This window comes from Ralstonia insidiosa (assembly GCF_008801405.1).
GTDB lineage: Bacteria > Pseudomonadota > Gammaproteobacteria > Burkholderiales > Burkholderiaceae > Ralstonia > Ralstonia insidiosa.
Genome location: NZ_VZPV01000001.1, coordinates 2,384,174 through 2,403,494, shown reverse-complemented (window position 1 = coordinate 2,403,494; position 19,321 = coordinate 2,384,174). Strand labels below are relative to the sequence as shown.

The 19,321-nt window shown below is 64.5% G+C and carries 17 protein-coding genes; 13 read left to right on the top strand and 4 right to left on the bottom strand.

Going from position 1 to position 19,321, the window contains the following annotated elements; genetic code table 11:
• Positions 1–645: 645 nt before the first annotated feature.
• The 4 genes from alr to F7R11_RS11395 all read left to right on the top strand — a co-directional run bounded on the left by alr (position 646) and on the right by F7R11_RS11395 (position 4,342).
• Positions 646–1,770: an alanine racemase gene (gene alr / locus F7R11_RS11410; RefSeq protein ID WP_064806328.1), complete on the top strand. Its 1,125-nt coding sequence runs from the start codon at positions 646–648 to the stop codon at positions 1,768–1,770.
• Positions 1,771–1,849: 79 nt separating this feature from the next.
• On the top strand, positions 1,850–3,220 hold the full coding sequence (gene radA / locus F7R11_RS11405) for a DNA repair protein RadA (protein WP_064803624.1): 1,371 nt from the start codon (positions 1,850–1,852) through the stop codon (positions 3,218–3,220).
• Positions 3,221–3,330: 110 nt separating this feature from the next.
• Positions 3,331–3,810, top strand: coding sequence for a disulfide bond formation protein B (locus F7R11_RS11400; protein ID WP_064803622.1), 480 nt, complete (start codon positions 3,331–3,333; stop codon positions 3,808–3,810).
• Positions 3,811–3,826: 16 nt separating this feature from the next.
• Positions 3,827–4,342 carry a 2-thiouracil desulfurase family protein gene (locus F7R11_RS11395; RefSeq protein WP_064803620.1) on the top strand — a complete coding sequence of 172 codons (516 nt, stop codon included), beginning with the start codon at positions 3,827–3,829 and terminating at the stop codon, positions 4,340–4,342.
• On the opposite strand, the gene F7R11_RS11390 is transcribed toward F7R11_RS11395, so the two are convergent.
• Both F7R11_RS11390 and F7R11_RS11385 read right to left on the bottom strand, forming a co-directional pair.
• On the bottom strand, positions 4,325–5,437 hold the full coding sequence (locus F7R11_RS11390; protein ID WP_064803618.1) for a CaiB/BaiF CoA transferase family protein: 1,113 nt from the start codon (positions 5,435–5,437) through the stop codon (positions 4,325–4,327). The two genes, F7R11_RS11395 and F7R11_RS11390, sit on opposite strands and share 18 nt — an antisense overlap.
• A gap of 32 nt (positions 5,438–5,469) precedes the next feature.
• A complete protein-coding gene (locus F7R11_RS11385) occupies positions 5,470–7,407 on the bottom strand; it encodes an ATP-binding cassette domain-containing protein (RefSeq protein ID WP_064806326.1) in 1,938 nt (645 codons plus the stop codon).
• A gap of 239 nt (positions 7,408–7,646) precedes the next feature.
• Here F7R11_RS11385 and F7R11_RS11380 point away from each other — a divergent pair, with 239 nt between their 5' ends.
• The 9 genes from F7R11_RS11380 (at position 7,647) to F7R11_RS11335 (ending at position 17,602) form a co-directional block, all read left to right on the top strand.
• The gene (locus F7R11_RS11380; protein ID WP_064803616.1) at positions 7,647–8,639 is read left to right on the top strand and encodes a MurR/RpiR family transcriptional regulator; all 993 of its coding nucleotides are present in this window, start codon (positions 7,647–7,649) and stop codon (positions 8,637–8,639) included.
• 17 nt (positions 8,640–8,656) lie between these two features.
• Positions 8,657–9,619 carry an isoaspartyl peptidase/L-asparaginase family protein gene (locus F7R11_RS11375; protein WP_064803613.1) on the top strand — a complete coding sequence of 321 codons (963 nt, stop codon included), beginning with the start codon at positions 8,657–8,659 and terminating at the stop codon, positions 9,617–9,619.
• A 26-nt stretch (positions 9,620–9,645) separates the two neighbouring features.
• Entirely contained in the window at positions 9,646–11,526 is a 1,881-nt protein-coding gene (locus F7R11_RS11370; RefSeq protein ID WP_064803610.1) for a dipeptide ABC transporter ATP-binding protein, read from the top strand.
• Positions 11,527–11,564: 38 nt separating this feature from the next.
• Positions 11,565–13,130: a glutathione ABC transporter substrate-binding protein GsiB gene (gene gsiB / locus F7R11_RS11365; protein WP_064803608.1), complete on the top strand. Its 1,566-nt coding sequence runs from the start codon at positions 11,565–11,567 to the stop codon at positions 13,128–13,130.
• Between the two features lie 72 nt (positions 13,131–13,202).
• Complete coding sequence (gsiC, locus tag F7R11_RS11360) at positions 13,203–14,126, top strand: glutathione ABC transporter permease GsiC (protein WP_021194354.1); 924 nt, start codon at positions 13,203–13,205, stop codon at positions 14,124–14,126.
• Positions 14,127–14,136: 10 nt separating this feature from the next.
• Entirely contained in the window at positions 14,137–15,048 is a 912-nt protein-coding gene (gsiD, locus tag F7R11_RS11355; RefSeq protein WP_064803606.1) for a glutathione ABC transporter permease GsiD, read from the top strand.
• A 1-nt stretch (position 15,049) separates the two neighbouring features.
• On the top strand, positions 15,050–16,072 hold the full coding sequence (locus F7R11_RS11350) for a DmpA family aminopeptidase (protein WP_064803604.1): 1,023 nt from the start codon (positions 15,050–15,052) through the stop codon (positions 16,070–16,072).
• A gap of 8 nt (positions 16,073–16,080) precedes the next feature.
• On the top strand, positions 16,081–16,896 hold the full coding sequence (locus tag F7R11_RS11345; RefSeq protein ID WP_064803602.1) for a M55 family metallopeptidase: 816 nt from the start codon (positions 16,081–16,083) through the stop codon (positions 16,894–16,896).
• A gap of 322 nt (positions 16,897–17,218) precedes the next feature.
• Complete coding sequence (locus F7R11_RS11335; protein ID WP_064803600.1) at positions 17,219–17,602, top strand: chitin-binding domain-containing protein; 384 nt, start codon at positions 17,219–17,221, stop codon at positions 17,600–17,602.
• Between the two features lie 280 nt (positions 17,603–17,882).
• Here F7R11_RS11335 and prmB read toward each other — a convergent pair whose 3' ends face one another.
• Together prmB and F7R11_RS11325 are read right to left on the bottom strand one after the other, a co-directional pair.
• Positions 17,883–18,785 carry a 50S ribosomal protein L3 N(5)-glutamine methyltransferase gene (prmB, locus tag F7R11_RS11330; protein WP_064803598.1) on the bottom strand — a complete coding sequence of 301 codons (903 nt, stop codon included), beginning with the start codon at positions 18,783–18,785 and terminating at the stop codon, positions 17,883–17,885.
• 13 nt (positions 18,786–18,798) lie between these two features.
• Positions 18,799–19,311: a class IV adenylate cyclase gene (locus tag F7R11_RS11325; RefSeq protein ID WP_064803596.1), complete on the bottom strand. Its 513-nt coding sequence runs from the start codon at positions 19,309–19,311 to the stop codon at positions 18,799–18,801.
• Positions 19,312–19,321: the final 10 nt, after the last annotated feature.

The following is a 19,321-nucleotide window of genomic DNA, read 5'->3' as shown; positions in this document are numbered from 1 at the left end:
CTTCGAATTCGTCCCCGTAGATCGCGGTGCCAATCCCGTCTTCACGACGCGCAGACGTTGTGCCGGCGTACGGAAGCTTCCCTCCCAGGCAGCCGGCTGCGCGATGCATCGGCTGACCGGCCGTGCAGCGCACAGGTGCGCGAGTGCAGCATGCATGCCGCCGCCCGCGCGGGCTCCCCTGGCTGTGGTTCCCTTTATCGGGCCAGTTCGGTGCTGCAAGACACGCATCGCCGGGCAACCGTAGGAATCTTCACTGACAGGCGTCCGAGGCATGCGTTCCGCTCGGTACGTCTTTTTGTCTCGCCTGCGCACATGGTCAAACCCGGGTGCGATGCGGTCACGCAAAAAGAAGTGGCTGTTGCCCAACTTTCCTTATGCAGCCAATGCATCACGTATGTTTGCCCATGCCTAATTTGAACGGCTTTATAACATGAAACTTGTGCGCTTCCGGTGACGGCGGCGCACTTTCTTTTTTGCCGATCGGCCTGTGGGGGCGAACCAGTTGGCGTCCTGTGGTCAAATAGAACGCTGATCGCTCGGGGCCGGCCGCTGCACGTTCGCCGGCCTCGCAATATTTATTGCATTGCAACACCGATGCCGCACCACCAGCGCGCCATCGCTCCAACGTTCTGCAGGTTTGCCGTCATGCCAAGACCCATTCAGGCCGTCATCCACGGCCCCGCACTTGCCAACAATCTCCAGGTTGCCCGCCGCCATGCGCCCAACTCGCGTGTGTGGGCGGTCGTCAAGGCCAATGCCTACGGCCACGGTATCGAGCGCGCCTACGAAGGCCTGCGCCAGACCGATGGTTTCGGGCTGCTCGATCTCGATGAAGCCGTCCGCGTGCGCCAGCTTGGCTGGCAAGGGCCGGTTCTGCTGCTGGAAGGCTTCTTCAAGCCTGAAGACCTCGCTGTCGTCGAGCAGTACCGCCTGACCACGACTGTCCATAGCGAAGACCAGTTACGCATGCTGGAATTGGCGCGCCTGAAAGGGCCCATCAGTGTGCAGCTCAAGATCAACACCGGTATGAGCCGCCTCGGTTTCATGCCGGCGGCTTACCGGGCTGCGTGGGAACGTGCCCGCGCCATCTCCGGCGTTGGCACCATCGTCCACATGACGCATTTTTCCGATGCGGATGGCCCGCGCGGCATTGAGCACCAGCTCGCTGCCTTCGAACTGGCTACGCAAGGGTTGCCGGGCGAGGCATCGCTGTCGAACTCCGCCGCCACGTTGTGGCACCCGAAGGCGCATCGCGACTGGGTGCGCCCGGGCGTGATCATGTACGGCGCCTCGCCGACGGGCCTGGCCAGCGATATCGAAGGCACGGGCCTGATGCCGGCCATGTCGCTCAAGAGCGAACTGATCGCCATCCAGGATCTGCAGGCGGGCGACACCATCGGTTACGGCTCGCGCTTCGTGGCAGAACGCCCGATGCGCATCGGCGTGGTGGCGTGCGGCTATGCAGACGGCTACCCGCGTCATGCCCCAGGTTGGGGCGACCAGTTCACGCCGGTGCTGGTTGACGGCGAGCGCACGCACACGGTGGGGCGCGTGTCGATGGACATGATTACCGTCGATCTGTCAAACCTGCCGAACGCCCGCGTTGGCACGTCCGTCACGCTGTGGGGTGAAGGTCTGCCCATTGATGATGTGGCGCATGCCGCTGGTACGGTCGGCTATGAACTGATGTGCGCGGTCGCGCCGCGCGTGCCGGTCACAGTCGAGCCGGTTGAGACCGCAGACGCGGGCGAGCTCGGCAAGGCGGCCTGAACGTCGCGCCAAGTTACACACGCAATACGAAGATCAAGCGGCTGCCCGACAAGCGTAGCGGCCGCAAGCAGGGGGTTGTTTGGCCAAGAGCAAGACGGTCTATACGTGCACCGAATGCGGTGGCACGGCGCCGAAATGGGCGGGGCAGTGCCCGCATTGCCAGCAGTGGAACACGCTGGTGGAAACCGTAGCGCAGCCGGCCTCTGGCGCGGGCGCGCGTTTCCAATCGCTGGCATCGAGCGCGACGGTACGCAAGCTGTCGGAGATTGACGCGGAAGACGTGCCGCGCTTCTCCAGCGGTATCGATGAGTTTGACCGTGTACTGGGCGGTGGCCTGGTCGGTGGCGGTGTGGTGCTGATCGGCGGCGATCCGGGCATCGGCAAGTCGACGCTGCTGCTGCAGGCGCTGTCCAACCTGTCGGCCACACGGCGTGTGCTGTATGTGAGCGGCGAAGAATCCGGCTCGCAGATTGCGCTGCGTGCGCATCGCCTCGGCATCGAGAGCCAGAATCTAGCGCTGCTGGCGGAGATTCAGCTCGAACGCATCCAGGCAACCATCGAGACGGAAAAGCCGGAAGTCGTCGTTATCGATTCCATCCAGACGCTGTATTCGGAGGCGTTGACCTCTGCGCCGGGCTCCGTGGCGCAGGTGCGCGAATGCGCGGCGCAACTCACGCGTATTGCCAAGCGGCTGGATGTGACCACCATCCTGGTCGGCCATGTGACCAAGGAAGGCGCGTTGGCGGGGCCGCGCGTGCTTGAGCACATCGTCGATACGGTGCTGTATTTCGAGGGCGATACGCATTCGTCCTACCGGCTGGTGCGCGCGTTCAAGAACCGCTTTGGCGCCGTCAACGAGCTGGGCGTGTTTGCGATGACCGAGCGCGGGTTGCGCGGGGTGGCGAATCCGTCGGCGCTGTTCCTGTCGCAGCATGAACAGGTGGTGCCAGGCTCATGCGTGCTGGTCACGCAGGAAGGCACGCGGCCGCTGCTGGTAGAGATCCAGGCGCTGGTAGATACCGCCAATGTGCCGAACCCGCGCCGCTTGGCGGTGGGCCTGGAGCAGAACCGTCTGGCGATGCTGTTGGCGGTGCTGCACCGCCATGCCGGCATTGCGTGCTTTGATCAGGACGTGTTCCTCAATGCCGTGGGCGGGGTGAAGATCACCGAGCCGGCGGCGGATTTGGCGGTGTTGCTCGCGATCCATTCGTCCATGCGCAACAAGCCGCTGCCGCGTGGGCTGGTGGTGTTTGGTGAGATCGGTCTGGCGGGCGAGATCCGTCCCACACCGCGCGGCCAAGAGCGGTTGAAGGAAGCGGCAAAACTGGGTTTTTCGATTGCTGTCATCCCGAAATCGAATGCACCCAAGCAGGCGATTGATGGGCTGGAGGTGATTGCTGTCGAGCGCATCGAGCAGGCGATTGATCGTGTGCGGGCGTTGGAAGCCTGATCCTTCAAAAATTCGCAACGATGTCGCGCGCGCCATTTGAAAATGCACGTGCCGTTGCAATGCGATAATCCGCCAACTTTTCTCTAAGACGCCTCTGAGCCGACGCCGCCATGCAAGCCAATTCGCGCGCCTTTTTCCTGCTGATTGCCGTGATCTCCTTTGGGGTGGTCGGCTATGCGCTGTACCTGCAACACGTTGAGGGGCTCCAGCCTTGCCCGCTGTGCATCCTGCAGCGGTTCGCGTTCCTTGGCATTGGCGTGTTCTCGCTGCTGGCGGCGCTGTCGTCGGCCACGCGGCTGCTGTGGCACGGGCTGGGGATGCTGTCCGGGCTGGCCGGCCTGTGCGTGGCGGGGTATCACGTATCGCTGCTGCTGAACCCGAAGGCGACATGCGGTATCGACCCGATCGAGAACTGGGTCAATGCGTTGCCCACAGCGAAATGGCTGCCGCAGGTATTCGAAGCCGATGGCCTGTGTGTTGGGCCGATGCCGCCGGTGCTGGGCCTATCGGTGCCGGTGTGGTCGCTGATCTGGCTGCTGATTCTGGCGTTGACGCTGGTGGTGGGGATGATCCGCCGCGAGCGCCGCTAAGCCGGAGCCGCCGACCATGCAACGCGTGCTGGTGAGTGCCTGCCTGCTGGGCCAGCCGGTACGCTATGACGGCGGCACGGTCGTCACCGAAGGCGGCATCCTGGCGCGCTGGCAGATGGAAGGGCGCATTGTGCCGATGTGCCCCGAGATGGCCGGCGGCCTGCCGGTGCCGCGTCTGCCAGCGGAAATCCATGGTGAGGGCGGCGGTGCTGCAGTGCTGCGCGGGGCCGCCCGCGTGGTCGAGCACCATGGTCATGATGTGACCGATGCGTTTGTACTGGGTGCGCAACGTGCCCTGGAGGCGGCGCAGGAAGCCGGCGTGCAAGTTGCCGTGCTCACCGAGCGCAGCCCGTCATGCGGTTCTGCATTTCTCTACGACGGTACGTTCTCCAGCCAACTGCAGCCCGGCGAAGGCGTGACCGCAGCGCTGCTGCGCCAGAACGGTATCCGCGTGTTCAGTCAACACCAGTTGGAAGAGGCAGCGCATCTGCTTGATGCGCTGGACCGCGCCGATTCAGTCGGCAAATCGTAGCGGCAGGGCGAGCTGCACAGGCTCGCCGTTTTCCTTCACCACGCTGTTGCGCTCGGTAAAGAGCGGATGCTGCAGGGCTTCTTCCATACGCAACACGGGCGTGACACAACAGTCGGCATCGGCGAAACGTGTGGTCCATTCGGCCTGTGTAGCGGTGCGGAACAGCGCAGCGAGTTCGTCGCGAAGGGCGAGCGCATCATCGCCGCCGACGCGCTGGCCAAGGGCCCAGTGCTTGTCTTTCCATTCGGGCTTGCCGAGCACGTCGCACATCGTCTGCCAGAACTTCAATTCCAAGGCGCCAACAGCCATGAAGCGATCGTCCGACGTGCGGTAGACGCCGTAGCACGGCACGCCGCCGTTGAGCAGATCCCCACCGGCCCGGCTTGCCTTGCCGCGCGTGCCGACGGCAAAGAACGCCATCAGGTTGTGTGCGAACACCGAATCCGTCATCGATACGTCGACGTAGCGGCCGCGGCCGGTGGCGCGCGCATCGACCAGTGCAGCCAGGATGCCGACCACCGCCGTCAGTGCGCCGCCCAATAAGTCGCCGATCTGCACGTTCGGGACGATGGGCGTGCCGTCCGCGCTGGTGAGCTGGTCCAGCATGCCCGCATAGCCGACGTAGTTGATGTCATGGCCGGCTGCCTGTGCGAGCGGCCCGTCTTGGCCGTAGCCGCTGATGGAGCACATCACCAGGGCCGGGTTGGCTGCGCGCAGCGTCTCCCAGCCGACCCCAAGGCGCGCCATGACGCCGGGGCGGAAACTCTCGATCAGCACATCCGCATGGCGCGCGAGTTCGATGAGCGCTTCTCGGTCTTCAGCGAGTTTCAGGTCCAGCCGCGTTTCGGTCTTGCCGCGATTGAGCGAGCGGAAGAACAGGCTTGGGCGTTCGGCCGCGCGGTCGGCGGGGGAGCGCATCATGTCGCGGGCGTAGTCGCCGGGGCCTGGGTCTTCGATCTTGATGATCTCGGCACCGAGATCGGCCAGGTGGCGCGTGGCGGCAGGGCCCGGCAGCAGGCGCGTGAGGTCGAGCACGCGCACGCCGGCCAGCGGCTGGCTGGTGGAGGTGGCGGTGTCCGGCGACGGGGTTGTCATCAACAAGGTCTCCTTGGCCGGACACGCCAGCCTTAGCTGATTTGTTCGAGTTGTTCGTGCAGTTCGAGCCAGCGTTCTTCCAACTGGTCGAGCTCGGTATTGATCTCGGCCTGGCGGCGCAGGCTTTCCATCATGCGCGTCTTGTTCGCTTCTTCGTAGGCCGCGCTATCGGCCAGGAAGGCTTCGAGTTCGGCCTTTTCCTTCTGCAGCGGTGCCATGCGCTTTTCGATCGTGTCGACGTTCTTTTGCAGCGGCTTGCGCAGTGCGTTCAGGCGTTGACGTTCGGCGGCTTCTTCGCGTTTCTGGTCGCGGCGATTGACGGCCGGCATGCCATCCGCATCGGTGGAGGCGGCAGGTGTGCTGGCAGCCGCGCGCTTGGCGGCGGCCTGCTTGAGCAGCCAGTCGCGGTAGTCGTCCAGATCGCCGTCGAACGGGGCGACAGTGCCTTGGCCCACCAGCAGGAACTGGTCGGTCGTGGCGCGCAGCAGGTGCCGGTCGTGCGAGACGAGGATCAGCGTGCCGTCGAACTGGGCGAGCGCCATCGTCAGCGCTTCACGCGTGTCGAGATCCAGGTGGTTGGTCGGCTCGTCGAGCAGCAGCAGGTTGGGGCGCTGCCAGACAATGAGCGCGAGCGCCAGGCGTGCCTTCTCGCCGCCGGAGAACGGCTCGATGGGCGCGGTCGCCATGTCGCCGCGGAAGTTGAAGCTGCCGAGGAAGTCGCGCAGCTCCTGCTCGCGCACGTCGGGCGCCAGGCGTGCCAGATGCAGCAGCGGGGATGCGTGGTCGTCCAGCGTTTCCAGTTGGTGCTGGGCGAAGTAGCCGATCTGCAGGCCCTTGCCACGGCGGATCGTGCCGGAGAGCGACGTCAGCGTATCGGCCAGCGTCTTCACCAGTGTCGATTTGCCCTGGCCGTTGGCGCCCAGCAGGCCGATGCGCTGGCCAGTCTGGATCGAGAACGTCAGGTGCTTGAGGATGGTGATGGGCGCGTCTTCGCTCGGCCCCGGATAGCCGCAATCGACACCCTCGAACGTCAGCATCGGGTTGGGCGCCGCATCGGGCTCGCGGAACTCGAACGAGAAGCCGGCCGCCGCATGCACGGGGGCGAGGCGTTCCATGCGTTCCAGCGCCTTGACGCGGCTCTGGGCCTGCTTGGCCTTGCTGGCTTTGGCCTTGAAGCGCGTGATGAAGGATTCGAGATGCGCGATCTGCTTTTGCTGGCGCGCGTACGACGCTTCCTGCAGCGCCATCTGCTGCAGGCGCTGCGTCTCAAACTGCGTGTAGTTGCCGCCGTAGCGCTTGAGCTTCTGGTGTTCGATATGCAGCGTGACGTTGCACACGCCGTCGAGGAACTCGCGGTCGTGCGAAATCATTACCAGCGTGCCGGCGTAGCGCGACAGCCAGTCTTCCAGCCAGACCACGGCGTCCAAGTCCAGGTGGTTGGTCGGCTCATCGAGCAGCAGCAGGTCGGACGGGCACATCAGCGCCTGCGCCAGGTTCAGGCGCATGCGCCAGCCACCGGAAAAGCTCGCCACCGGCTGCGTCGTTTGCGCCATCGTGAAGCCGAGGCCAAGCAGCAAAGCCTGCGCGCGCGCCGGGGCGGTGTAGCCGTCGGCATCGGCAAAGGCGGTGTGGGCTTCGGCTTGCGCGTGGCCGTCATGCGCGGCTTCAGCGGCGGCGAGGCGGCGTTCGATGTCGCGCAGGCGGGTGTCGCCGTCGAGCGTGTAGTCCAGCGCGCTGCGGTCCACTGCAGGCGTTTCCTGCGCCACGTGGGCAACCTGCCAGGTGGGCGGGATGGCGACTTCGCCGCCGTCAGCATGCAGCTCGCCGCGCAGCATCGAAAACAGCGTGGATTTGCCGCTGCCATTCACGCCGACAAGGCCGACCCGTTCACCGGGGTTGAGGGTGGCGGTGGCGTGGTCGAACAGCACCTTGGTGCCGCGCTGGAGGACGAGGTCGTCGAATCGGATCACGAAAAACTGCGCTTGAGGACAATCGAAGAAGGGAGCGATTGTAACGTGCTGCGGCGCACGATCCTGGCGCACCGTGAGCGTTTGGACAGGTGCATCGCACCATGAGGCAGCGGCGCTGGCCCGCAATCTGTGCACCTGCTTTCGACCTAGGGAAAACCATAGGCCTTCGTGAAAGTTTTTTTCTTTACATGGTCGTTTCGTGAAAATACATTTACACAAAATTTTCACGGCCCAGGACGATGGCGAAATCCACCAGCAAGCGTACGGATGTGTCGAAAGGCGCATTTGCTGCCGAAGCGACGGTCTCCGACCGCATTGCGGCCACGCTGGCTACACTCACGCCCGCGCACCAGCGCATGGCCGAGTACGTGCTGGCGAACCCGTTTCGCGCGGCCACCATGCGCATCGACGAGTTTGCCGCCGCGGTGGAGATGTCGATTGCCACAGCCAACCGTTTTGCGCTGGCGCTGGGCTTTGATGGCTATCCGCAGTTTCGTTCCGAGTTGCTGCGCGGTTTCGAAGCAACGCTCGCACCGGTAGAGAAGCTGCGCCACGAACTGGCGCGGCCGGCTACCAGCGCGGAGATTTTTGCTGCGTCGCTCAACGAAGATATTGCCAACCTGGATGCCACGCGCCGCATGCTTGACCCTGCCGCTTGCGAGCGTGCGGTGGACGCCATCCTGGGCGCCCAGCGCATCTACGTGATGGGCTTTGGCGCCAGTGGTTATCTCGCGGGCCTGCTGCGCCACGGGCTGGATTTGTATTGCGACACGGTGATTTCTGTCTCGCAGCCGGGTGGGGCGTCGGACGCGGCCCGCCAACTGCGCAAGATCGGGCGGAAGGATCTGCTGATTGCCATTGCTTTCCCGCGCTATGCGGCGGACACGATCACCCTGGCCAAGCAGGCGGGCGATCAGGGGTGCCAGGTGCTGGCGCTGACCGACGGTCCGACCTCGCCGCTGGCGCCGTTGGCCGACATCGCGCTGTATGCGCGTCCGGAGCGGCAGTTTTCGGCGACGTCCGATACGGCCGCTGTGGCGCTGTTCGAAGCGCTGTGCGGAGCGGTGGCACACCGGTCTGCGCATTCGCTGGAATCGGCCGAGCGCCTGACTGAATTTGTGCTGCCGTGGCTGCACACCGGCCAGGCCTCGCGCACCAATGCTGCGCAAGGCAATGACGCGGCCAACGCCCCCACCACTCGACGCGGCCGCAAGCGCACCGCTGAAAACTGATTTTCATAGAGCCACGCATGACCACGCCCATTCTTGCCATCCACGGTGGCGCCGGCACTATCACCCGCACGGCCATGAGCGCCGACAAAGAAGCCGCTTATGAGCAGGCGCTCAACGACATCCTGGCAGCAGGTCAGCGCATCCTCGTCGACGGCGGCAGCGCGCTCGATGCCGTGACCGAAGCTGTGCGCCTGCTCGAAGAATGCCCGCTGTTCAATGCCGGCAAGGGCGCGGTGCTGACCAGCGCCGGCACGTATGAACTGGATGCGTCGATCATGGATGGCGCCACGCTGGCCGCTGGCGCAGTCACCTGCGTCAAGCGCTTGCGCAACCCGATTCTGGCCGCTCGTGCGGTCATGGAACGCAGCGAACACGTGCTGTTCACCTCCGAAGGCGCCGAGGCGTTCGCGCAGGCGCAGGGCCTGGAATTCGTCGAGCCGGATTACTACTACACCGAAGCGCGCTACGCCCAGTGGCAGCGCGCCCGCCAGCAAGACGGCATGGCGCTGCTCGATCACGACGCGGCATCGCTCATGGCCAAGGAAAACGCGCCTATCGACCCAGATAGCAAGTTCGGTACCGTGGGCGCGGTGGCGTGTGATGCGCAGGGCCGGCTGGCGGCGGCGACTTCCACGGGCGGCGTCACCAACAAGAAGGTTGGCCGCGTGGGCGATACGCCGATCGTTGGCGCGGGATGCTTCGCCAACAACGTGGCCGCCGTGTCGTGCACGGGCACGGGTGAGATGTTTATCCGCGCCGTGGCTGCCTACGACGTGGCCGCGCAGATGGAATACGCCGGTAAGTCGCTGGCCGACGCGAGCGACGACGTGGTCATGCGCAAGCTGATGGCCATCAACGGCCGTGGCGGGATGATCGCTGTGGATGCGCAGGGCAACGTCGCCTTGCCGTTCAACACCGAAGGGATGTACCGCGGGTTCGCACGCGGCGCCGAGGCGCCCGTTGTGTCGATCTACCGTTAAGCACGTAGGAAAGCAGGAGAGTTGCCGTGAGTGCCACCAAACAGCAAACCGCCATTGCGATGCCCGACCAGCGCATCGTGCAGGTGCAAGACCTGAGCGTGCGCTTTGCCACGTCCGAGCGCGTGGTCGACGCGGTGCGCAACCTGTCGTTCCATGTGGACCGCGGTGAAACGCTTGCCGTGGTGGGCGAATCGGGCTCGGGCAAGTCGGTGACGTCGCTGGCGCTGATGCGGCTGGTGGAACACGGCGGCGGCAAGATCGTCGGCGGGCACATGCATCTGCGCCGCCGCAACGGCGAAGTGCTGGATCTGGCAAACGCCAGCCAGTCGGCCATGCGCGGCGTGCGCGGTGCCGATATCGCGATGATCTTCCAGGAGCCGATGACCTCGCTCAACCCGGTCTTTACCGTGGGCGAGCAGATTGCCGAATCGATCCGCCTGCACCAGGGCAAATCGCCCAACGAGGCCAAGGCCGAGGCGCTGCGCATGCTGGAGCTGGTGCGCATTCCGGAAGCGCGCAACGTGCTGGGGCGCTATCCGCATCAACTGTCGGGCGGCATGCGCCAGCGCGTGATGATTGCGATGGCGCTGTCGTGCAAGCCGTCGCTGCTGATTGCGGATGAGCCGACCACGGCGCTGGATGTGACCATCCAGGCCGAAATCCTGCAGCTGATCCGTGCACTGCAGCAGGAGCTGCACATGGCGGTGGTGTTCATCACGCACGACATGGGCGTGGTGGCTGAGGTGGCCGACCGCGTGCTCGTCATGTACAAGGGCGACCGTGTGGAAGAGGGCCCGTCGGCCACGGTGTTTGCGCAGCCGGCCCATCCGTACACGCGTGCGCTGCTCTCCGCCGTGCCGCGCCTGGGCTCGATGCAGGGCACCGATGGCCCGGCGCGTTTTCCGCTGTTGCGTGTGGACGGGACTGCTGCTGAGGTCGATACGACACCGCAACTGGCCGCCTCGCACGACGTACAACCCATCCTGCGCGTACGTGATCTCGTCACGCGCTTTGACGTGCCCACAGGCATCTTTGGCCGCGTCACGCGCCGGGTGCATGCGGTGGAGCAGGTCAGTTTTGATCTCTACCCTGGTGAGACGCTGGCGCTGGTCGGCGAATCGGGCTGCGGCAAGTCGACGACGGGACGGTCGCTCTTGCGTCTGGTGGACAGCCAGAGCGGCAGCATCGAATTTGCCGGCCAGAACATCGGCGAGTTGAAGGGGCACGCGCTCCAGACGCTTCGCCGAAACATCCAGTTCATCTTCCAGGACCCATTCGCCTCGCTGGACCCACGCGTGCCGGTCGGCTACTCCATCATGGAGCCGCTGCTGGTGCACAAGGTGGCGTCCGGCAAAGAGGCGCAGCAACGTGTGGAGTGGCTGCTCGACAAGGTCGGCCTGCAGCCCGCGCACGCGTCGCGCTATCCGCACGAGTTCTCCGGCGGCCAACGCCAGCGCATCTGTATCGCACGCGCGCTGGCGTTGAACCCGAAGGTGGTGATTGCCGATGAGTCGGTGTCTGCGCTGGACGTGTCGATTCAAGCGCAGATCGTCAACCTGATGCTCGATCTGCAGAAGGAATTTGGCGTCGCCTTCCTGTTCATCTCGCACGACATGGCGGTGGTGGAGCGCATCAGCCACCGCGTGGCGGTGATGTACCTGGGCCAGATCGTCGAGATCGGCCCGCGCCGCGCGATTTTCGAGAACCCGCAGCACCCGTACACGAAGAAGCTGATGTCGGCCGTGCCGATTGCGGACCCGGCGCGCCGGCACCTGAAGCGCGAGCTTTCCACGCACGAAATTCCCAGCCCGATCCGTGCCATTGGCGACCTGCCGGTGGTGCAGCCGTTGGTGCAAGTGGCGCCAGACCACTTTGTTGCCCGCCATTCGATTGGCGGCGCTTACTGAACGTAGTGAAGTCAAACACTTCTTTGAGGAGGAAGGACATGTTCAATCGATTTGCTCATCGATTCACTTCGGCACCGCGCGCAGCGATGGTTGCCAGCGGCCTGGCCCTGGCGGCATTCACGATGCCGGCCTTTGCCGCCAAGGACGCCGTGATGGCGGTCTACTCGACCTTCACCACGATGGACCCGTACGACGCCAACGACACGCTGTCGTTCAGTGCCGCCAAGTCGTTCTATCAAGGCCTGTTCGGCTTCGACAAGGACATGAAGCTCGTCAACGTGCTGTGCGAAAGCTATGACGTGAGCAAGGACGGCCTGGTCTACACGTTCAAGCTGCACAAGGGCGTGAAGTTCCACGACGGCACCACGTTTGACGCCAACGCTGTCAAGGCCAACCTGGACCGTGTGACGGACCCGGCCAACAAGCTCAAGCGCTTCGTGCTGTTCAACCGCGTTGCCAAGACCGAAGTGGTGGATCCGTACACCGCACGCGTGACGCTCAAGGAGCCGTTCTCGCCGTTCATCAACGTGCTGGCCCACCCGTCGGCGGCGATGATCTCGCCCACGGCGCTGAAGAAGTACGGTAAGGATATCGCCTTCCACCCGGTCGGCACTGGCCCGTTCGAATTCGTCGAGTGGAAGCAGACCGACTACCTGAAGGGCAAGAAATTCGACGGCTACTGGAAGCAAGGCCTGCCGAAGATCGACACCATCACTTGGAAGCCGGTGGTGGACAACAACACGCGTGCCACCGTCATGCAGACGGGCGAAGCGGACTTCGCATTCAGCATTCCGTTCGAGCAGGCTGCGGTGCTCAAGGGCAGCCCGAAGGTGGACCTGATTGCGGCGCCGTCGATCATCCAGCGCTACATCACGTTCAACACGCGCGTGAAGCCGTTCGACAACCCGAAGGTGCGCCAGGCCATCAACTACGCCATCAACAAGGATGCGCTGACCAAGGTGGCCTTCTCGGGCTACGCCGTGCCGTCTGACGGTGTGGTGCCGCAGGGCGTGGACTACGCCACAAAGTTGGGCCCGTGGCCGTACAACCCGGCCAAGGCGAAAGAGCTGCTGAAGGAAGCCGGTTACCCCAACGGCTTCGAGACGCAACTGTGGTCGGCCTACAACCACACGACGGCGCAGAAGATTATCCAGTTCGTGCAGCAGCAACTGGCGCAGGTTGGTATCAAGGCGCAGGTGCAAGCGCTGGAGGCCGGTCAGCGTGTCGAGAAGGTCGAGAGTGTGCAGAAGCCGGAAGATGCGGGTGTGCGTATGTACTACATCGGCTGGTCGTCTTCGACCGGTGAATCCGACTGGGCACTGCGTCCGCTGCTGGCCTCGGAATCGATGCCGCCCAAGCAACTGAACACGGCGTACTACAAGAACGACCAGGTGGATGCCGACATTGCCGGCGCTCTGCGTACGACGGATCGTGCCGAGAAAACCAAGCTCTACACCGACGCACAGAAGCGCATCTGGGAAGACGCGCCCTGGGCCTTCCTGGTGACGGAGAAGATCGTCTACGCACGGTCCAAGCGCCTGTCGGGTGCCTACGTGGCGCCGGATGGTTCGTTCAGCTTTGACGACATCGACATCAAGCAGTAAGCCTCAATGCTGTACCGGCCCGCGTGCAGCCTGTGCGCGGGCCATTGAATTGCCGTCTGTGGTGGATTTGCCATGCTGAACTACTTCGTAAAACGTGTGCTGGGCGTGATCCCGACACTGCTGATTGTGGCGGTGCTGGTGTTCTTGTTCGTGCACCTGCTGCCGGGGGATCCGGCGCGCCTGGCTGCCGGCCCCGAAGCCGACGAGGCGACGGTTGACCTCGTGCGCCGCGACCTGGGCCTGGACAAGCCGATGCCCGAGCAGTTCGTGCGCTTTTTCACCAACGCCGTGCGCGGCGAGTTCGGTACGTCGCTGCGGAGCAAGCGCCCGGTGAGCGAAGAGATTGGCGAGCGCTTCTGGCCCACGCTCAACCTGACGATCGCCAGCATGGTGTGGGCAGTCATCTTTGGCATGGTGATTGGCATTACCTCCGCCGTGTGGCGCAACAAATGGCCGGACCGCCTGGGCATGACGCTTGCCGTGTCCGGCATCTCGTTCCCGGCGTTTGCGCTGGGCATGCTGCTGATGGAAGTGTTCTCCGTGCAGCTCGGCTGGCTGCCCTCCATCGGCGCGGATACCTGGAAGCACTATGTCCTGCCGTCGATCACGCTGGGCGCTGCCGTGGCCGCCGTGATGGCACGCTTCACCCGCGCGTCGTTTGTCGAAGTGCTGCAAGAAGATTTTGTGCGTACCGCCCGTGCCAAGGGCGTGCGCGAGACGGTGGTGGTCATCAAGCATTGCCTGCGCAACGCGATGATCCCGGTGGTGACCATGATGGGCCTGCAGTTCGGCTTCCTGCTGGGCGGCTCGATCGTGGTGGAGAAGGTGTTCAACTGGCCGGGCCTCGGGCGCCTGCTGGTGGATGCGGTGGAGATGCGCGACTACCCGGTCATCCAGGCCGAGGTGCTGCTGTTCTCGCTGGAGTTCATCCTGATCAACTTGGTGGTGGACATGCTGTACACCGTGATCAACCCGACCATCCGCTACAAGAAGTAAGGAGACGGCCATGACGCAGACAACCAGTCCGGCCGCGGGCGTGCCAAAAACGCCGCAAGCCACAACCGAACCCGTCCGCACCCCGTGGACGGAGTTCTGGCGCAAATTCCGCAAACAGCATCTGGCGATGGGTGCCGGTGTGTTCGTGATCGCACTGGCGTTGATCGCCATTCTCGCGCCGCACATCGTGCCGTTCGATCCGGAAAACTATTTCGATTACGACGCGCTGAACGCCGGCCCGTCGGCGCAGCACTGGTTTGGCGTCGATTCGCTCGGCCGCGACATCTTCAGCCGCATCCTGATGGGCACGCGCATCTCGCTGGAAGCGGGCTTCGTGTCGGTCATCATCGGTGCCATCATCGGCACTGTGCTTGGCTTGCTGGCCGGCTACTACGAAGGCTGGTGGGACCGCATCGTCATGCGCATCTCCGACGTGCTATTCGCCTTCCCCGGCATTCTGCTGGCCATCGGCATCGTGGCCATCCTGGGCAACGGCATGATCAACGTGATCTTTGCCGTGGCGGTGTTCAGCATCCCGGCGTTTGCACGGCTGGTGCGCGGCAACACGCTCATGCTCAAGCACCTGACCTACGTGGAAGCCGCACGCAGCATCGGCGCATCCGACTGGACGATCATCATGCGGCATATCCTGCCGGGCACGATCTCGTCCATCGTCGTGTATTTCTCGATGCGGATCGGCACGTCGATCATCACCGCCGCCAGCCTCTCGTTCCTGGGCCTCGGTGCGCAGCCGCCCACGCCGGAGTGGGGCGCGATGCTCAACGAAGCGCGCGCCGACATGGTGACGGCACCGCATGTGGCAATTTTCCCGAGCCTGGCGATCTTCCTGACCGTGCTGGCGTTCAACCTGCTGGGCGACGGCCTGCGCGACGCGCTGGACCCGAAGATCGACCGCCGTTGATATGCCCATCAGCCTTCCGACTATCGGTGCGCTGCCGGCGGGGCCGCGCAACAGCATCACGGATGTGGCGGGCGTCACCGTCGGCCACGCCACGATTGCTGGCGGCGACATCCAGACCGGCGTGACCGTGGTACGCCCGCACGCCGGAGACCCGTTCGTCGACAAGGTGCCCGCCGCCTGCGCCGTCATTAACGGCTTCGGCAAGAGCATTGGCCTCGTGCAGGTAGAAGAGCTTGGCGTGCTGGAAACCCCGATCGCGCTGACCAACACGTTTGCCGTGGGCGCCGTGGCGCAGGCGCAGATCCGCCAGGCCGTCGCAGCCAATCCGCAGATCGGCCGCACATGGTCCACCGTCAATCCGCTCGTCTTCGAATGCAATGACGGCTATCTGAACGACCTGCAGGCGTTTGCTGTGCAGGACGTGCATTACGAGGCCGCGTATGCCGCTGCTGCCGAGATGTTCGAGCAAGGCGCGGTTGGTGCAGGGCGGGGGATGTCGTCGTTTGGCGTCAAGGGCGGCATCGGCTCCGCCTCGCGCGTGGCGACGCTGGCCGACGGCACGCAACGCACGGTGGGCGCGCTGGTGCTCTCCAATTTTGGCGTGACGGAAAACCTGACGCTGGCCGGGCGCCACGTCGGCCGGGAATTGGCGAAGGCGTTGGCTGCCGAACCCGGCCCGGAGAAGGGCTCGATCATCATGCTGCTCGCCACCGACGCGCCGCTCGACGCCCGCCAGTTGCGCCGCCTCGCTTTGCGCGCGGGCGCAGGGCTGGCGCGTACCGGCTCCGTCTACGGCCACGGCAGCGGCGACATCGCGTTGGCGTTCTCCACGGCCTATACCGTGCCGCACCAGGGCACACGCGCCATGCCGGCGACTGCCATGACGCACGAATCGCACCTCGACCCGCTGTTCCAGGCCGCCGCCGACAGCGTCGAACAAGCCATCGTGCACGCGTTGTTCCATGCCGAAGCCGTCACCGGCCGCGATGGCAACACGCGCCGCGCATTGACCGAACTGATTTGACCCACCAAATGCGAATCCTGATCTCCGCCGACATCGAAGGCGTCGCCAACGTGTTCCACACCGAGCAGACACGCGCCGGCAACGGCGAGTACGAGCGTGCCCGCCGCTGGATGACCGCTGAGGCTGACGCCGCCGTGCGCGGTGCCTTCGACGGCGGCGCGACCGACGTGCTCGTCAACGATTCGCACGGCGGCTTCCGCAACCTCATCCCCGAATCGATCGACCGCCGCGCACGCTTCGTTCTCGGCAAACCGCGCTACCTGAGCATGATGGCCGGCGTGGACGGCTGCGCGGCCGTCTGCATGATCGGCTACCACGCACGCGCCGGCAGCCGTGGCGTGCTGGCACACACCATCAACAGCTTCGCGTTCACGCGTGTCTGGTTCAACGAGCAGGAATTGGGCGAGGCCGGCCTCTACGGTGCCCTGGCTGGCGAACGCGGCGTGCCCGTGGCCGTGGCCAGCGGCGACGACGTCTTCATCAAAGAGACCAAGCCGCTGCTGCCGCACACCACGTTTGTCGAGACCAAGCAGGCCGAAGGACAGAGCGCAGGGACATCGCTCTCGCCCGAGCAGTCGTGCGAAGCGATTTACGCAGCCGTGAAGGCCACTGTGCAGCGCGGCCACTTCAGCATGCCGCTGCGCATCCAAGCGCCCATCGTGTGCCGCCTGCAAACGCAAACGCCTGCACTGGCCGACCTGTTCTGCCAATGGCCCGCGCTGGAACGCGTGGATGGAACGATGCTGCGCTTCGCCGCCGATTCGGTCGAACACGCCGTGCGCATGCTCAACAGCCTCTCCGCCATGTCAGCGATGCTCCGCTGAGAAAGACGCAGCGCAAGCTACAGCACCAACTCGCGCACCCAGACGGTTTGGCCGTTGATGCCCTAGATGGCGCCTTGAATTTGTGTAAGCGGGCGGAAAAAGGAAGGAGCCTTGTCTGAGCGAAGCGAGTTTGGCTCCTTCCCCGCTCGGTTACAGAAATTCAAGGAGGCTTTCGCCATCTCGGGCGCGCCTTTCTTTGCCTACCTTTCTTTGGCAAGACAAAGAAAGTCGGTCGGCCCCGGCAGGGGACGAAACAGAGATGGACCAAAAACGCGCCCCCCAGCGTAAACTTCAGGATATCCAACCCCGAAGGAGCCGCCCCATGACCCGCGCACTCACACTCACTACGCTGCTGTGTGCGCTAGCAATAACGGTAACGGCCTGCGACCGCCACCCATCCCCGTCCAGCCCGCCCACACCGCAGACCACCAAAGCCGAAAAAGCCGAAAAAGCCGAAAAAGCCGCCGCCGCCCTGGCCAAGGCCGCCGCCGACTTCAAATGCCCGTCACCATCGGCCCGCTTCATGATCGACGACGGCACGAACCGCGGCCCCAACCAGCCCGTACGCACCAACTGCACCACGGCCTACGCCACCTGCGACGCCCAGTCGCAAGCTGTCTTCGACCACTGCCCGAGCGGCCAGGTTTTCGATAAGCGCTTTTCCATCTGCGTCGTGAAAGACGCGTGCGATGAGGTGCGGTCCTAAGCCCCGCGAGTCAGCACCGGCTTCCTCCGCGTGTTGCCCTCGACGCATCGCGTTCCGAACGCCGAACGTGAGGTTCTGAACAGCAATCACGGGGCCTTGAACGGGGAATGCGATGTTCCGAACGCAGCCCCCGAGGTTCAGAACCCCACGCACCGAGTCCGCAGCCGCAACCACGGCGTCTGGAACGCAAAACGCCGAGCTTCGAGCCCGGCGTCTGGTGTTCCTGAACCTCAAGCAGCGGGTTCCGAACCTGAGCTGTCGAGTCCGGAACGCCGTGCGTTTACAACGCCTCGCGCGTCACCAGGAAGACTTGGTCTTCGCCAGCGCTGGTCGGCAGCCAAACCAAGTCCAGATCCGGGAACGCCGCTTCGACGTTCTCGCGCTCATTGCCGATCTCCACCACCAGCACGCCGTGCGGCTTCAGGTGGCGCGGCGCATCGGCCAGGATGCGGCGCACGATGTCCATGCCGTCGTTGCCGCCAGCCAGGGCCATGCGTGGCTCGGCGAGGTACTCAGGCGGCAGCGCCTGCATCGAGGTTTCGTTCACATACGGCGGGTTGGTCAGGATCACGTCGTAGTGCACGCCCGGCGGCAGCGGCGCATACAGATCGCCTTCGTGCAGGCGGATGCGGTCTTCCAACTTGTATTCGTCGACATTGCGGTTGGCCACCACCAAGGCATCCGGCGACAGATCCACCGCGTCGATCGTCGCGTTCGGCCATTGCAGTGCGGCCAGGATCGACAGGCAGCCGGAGCCGGTGCACAACTCCAGCACATCGGTCGGACCATCCTCTTGGTCGATCCACGGTTCCAGGCCTTCTTCCAGCAATTCACCAATGAAGCTGCGCGGCACGATCACGCGTTCGTCCACGTAGAAGCGCATGCCGTGCATGAACGCCTCGCGCGTGATGTAGGCGGCGGGCACGCGGTCGACGGCGCGGCGCTCAATCACCTTCAGCACGGCGGCCACTTCCTCGGGCAGCAGGCGCGCGTCCATGAACGGTTCCAGCGTGTCGATCGGCAGATGTAGCGTGTGCAGGATCAGGTAGGCAGCTTCGTCGTAGGCGTTCTCGCTGCCGTGACCGAAGACGAGGCCGGCAGCGGTGAAGCGCGACACGGCGTAGCGCAGCAGGTCGCGCACCGTGGTGAACGGGTGGGAAGCGGGGAGGGTGTGGGCGGTCATGTTTGGCTCAGTGTTATTTGGCAGCCAGCAGGTCGACGTAGGCAACGTCGAGCAAGTCGGTTTCGGCAATGCCGAGGGATTGCATGAGAGCGTGCGCGATCTTCACGCCGTCGTCTTCGGATTGGTCATCGCGCAGCACGACTTCGAGTTCGACGAAATCACCGAGGTCTTTGACGGCATCGATGTGAATGCGCGTCTGGCCGGCGAGATAGAGCTGGCGCACCTTGATGACGCGGCCGGCGGTGCCGATGGCGGCGGCCAGCGTGTCGCGCAAGGCATCGGGCGCGGTGGTCGGCACGATGTTGTAGCTGGACACGCGCGGGCCAGTGCTGTCGGCGCGGAAGTAGTGGATCAGCTCACCGCGTTCAGGCGAAAACTGTCGCAACTTGAGGCGCCCATTTGCGCAGGCGAAGAAGGTGTCGTCCTGGTCGATACGCTCGGGGCCCGAATTCGCGATGGCGGCGGCGCGTTCCAGCAGCGCCGCTACGTCGCGTACTCGCGCCTTGATCTCGACGTTGCGGGCCATATGGGGCAAC